Here is a 1,824-nt window from a genome sequence, read left to right as displayed (position 1 = left end):
GTAAAATCGTTTCCAAATGCCGTGTATTTAATGTAAAATTCGCGCTCTTAAAATTTTGAAAGCCTTCAAAAGCCTCGATTTCTGGCGCTTTTAGGGCTGTTTTGTACTTAAAACAGAGGATTTGAACGATATGGTAACCATTCGTTTAGCTCGTGGTGGTTCTAAAAAACGCCCATTTTACCACGTTGTAGTTGCTGATGTTCGCGCACGTCGCGATGGCCGTTTCATTGAGCGTGTTGGTTTCTTTAACCCAGTTGCTCGTGGTAATGAAGAGCGTTTACGCCTTGATAACGACCGTATTCAACACTGGATCGGTGAAGGCGCGCAAACAACTGACCGCGTTGCTGCTTTAATTAAACAAGCTGCAAAAGCTTAATTAAGTCGTCCTAACAGACTGATTTAGTAGGTTTTTTATGTCTCAAGCTTTTAAACCGCTAATTGTCGGTAAATTAAACGGAGCTTCTGGCATAAAAGGGTGGGTAAAAGTGTATTCTTATACCGACCCAAAGGAGAATATCCTGAATTATAGTCCCTGGTATTTGAAACTCGATGGCCAATGGCAACAGGTTTCAATACTCAATGGGCGTGAGCAGGGTAAGACTGTGGTGGCTCAGCTTGAAGGTTGTAATGACCGAAATACGGCTGAGAGTTATCGTGGTGTTGAGATTGCGATTGAGGAATCTCAACTGCCTCAGCTTGAGGAAGGCGAATATTACTGGCGTGATCTTATCGGATTAACGGTAGTTAATATGGCTGGAGAAGAGCTGGGAACAGTCAAGAAAATGATGGAAACAGGCGCCAATGACGTATTGGTGGTTAAAACTGCTTCGAAAGAAGAGCTGCTAATACCTTATGTGCCTGAGTATAGCGTGATGAAGGTTGATCTGGAGTCTAAGCAGATTACGGTTGACTGGGAACTAGATTACCAGTCATGAGTAACATGAGGTTCAGTGCATGAACATTCATGTGATTTCATTGTTTCCAACCATGTTTGATGGTGTCATGGAGCAGGGCGTAGTCGGCCGAGCGGTTAAGCAGGGTAAAGTACATTTTGCCGTAACTAACCCACGAGACTTCACAACGGATAAGCACAGAACCGTTGATGACAGACCTTATGGTGGTGGGCCAGGCATGTTAATGATGACTGAACCATTAACCGAAGCCATTCGTTATGCGGAGACTCGAATGAGTCTTGATACTCCGTCAGAGCCTGTTTACAAAGTATATTTGTCCCCACAAGGACGCCGCCTGAACCATCAGGTGGTTAAAGAGTTGGCCGAGAAGCCAAACCTGCTATTGGTTGCAGGTCGCTACGAAGGGATTGATGAGCGGGTGATTGAGTCTGAAATTGACGATGAAATCTCGCTGGGCGACTTTGTTCTTAGTGGTGGTGAGATTGCAGCTATGGCTGTGATCGATGCAGTAGTCAGAATGCAGCCGGGTGTGCTCGGTCATGAAGACTCTGCAAGTGAGGACTCTTTTGCGGAAGGTTTACTGGACCATCCGCATTATACCAGACCTGAGATTTTCGAAGGTCAGCAGGTCCCGCCCATATTGCTCAGTGGCGATCATGATAACATTCGTCGCTGGAGGCTGAAGCAATCTCTGGGGAGAACCTGGTTGAGACGTAAGGATTTGTTGGACGCCATTGAACTGAATGACGAGCAGCAAAAACTCTTACAGGAATTTATTGAAGAATACGAAGCACATTTGAGCAAGTAGTCTTCCAACGATTAATTTTGAACGAGCGAGAGCTCGAATGAGGAGCATACAGCCATGAGTAACATCATCCAGCAATTAGAAGCTGAGCAAATGACTAAAGAA

Annotated in this window: 3 protein-coding genes; all 3 read left to right on the top strand. The window is 45.1% G+C overall.

Features of this window, described 5'->3' with window-relative positions; translation table 11 throughout:
• Positions 1–130: 130 nt before the first annotated feature.
• The 3 genes from rpsP to trmD are packed head-to-tail and all read left to right on the top strand — an operon-like array spanning position 131 to position 1,722.
• Positions 131–376 carry a 30S ribosomal protein S16 gene (rpsP, locus tag HUJ19_RS05130; RefSeq protein ID WP_018625496.1) on the top strand — a complete coding sequence of 82 codons (246 nt, stop codon included), beginning with the start codon at positions 131–133 and terminating at the stop codon, positions 374–376.
• Positions 377–413: 37 nt separating this feature from the next.
• The gene (rimM, locus tag HUJ19_RS05125) at positions 414–935 is read left to right on the top strand and encodes a ribosome maturation factor RimM (RefSeq protein WP_290622630.1); all 522 of its coding nucleotides are present in this window, start codon (positions 414–416) and stop codon (positions 933–935) included.
• 19 nt (positions 936–954) lie between these two features.
• Entirely contained in the window at positions 955–1,722 is a 768-nt protein-coding gene (trmD, locus tag HUJ19_RS05120) for a tRNA (guanosine(37)-N1)-methyltransferase TrmD (RefSeq protein WP_290622629.1), read from the top strand.
• The last annotated feature ends 102 nt before the right edge of the window (positions 1,723–1,824 follow it).

The organism is Kangiella sp. (genome assembly GCF_014762745.1).
Lineage (GTDB): Bacteria > Pseudomonadota > Gammaproteobacteria > Enterobacterales > Kangiellaceae > Kangiella.
Note: the sequence above shows the minus strand (reverse complement) of the source record. Positions and strands in the feature narration are given on the sequence as shown.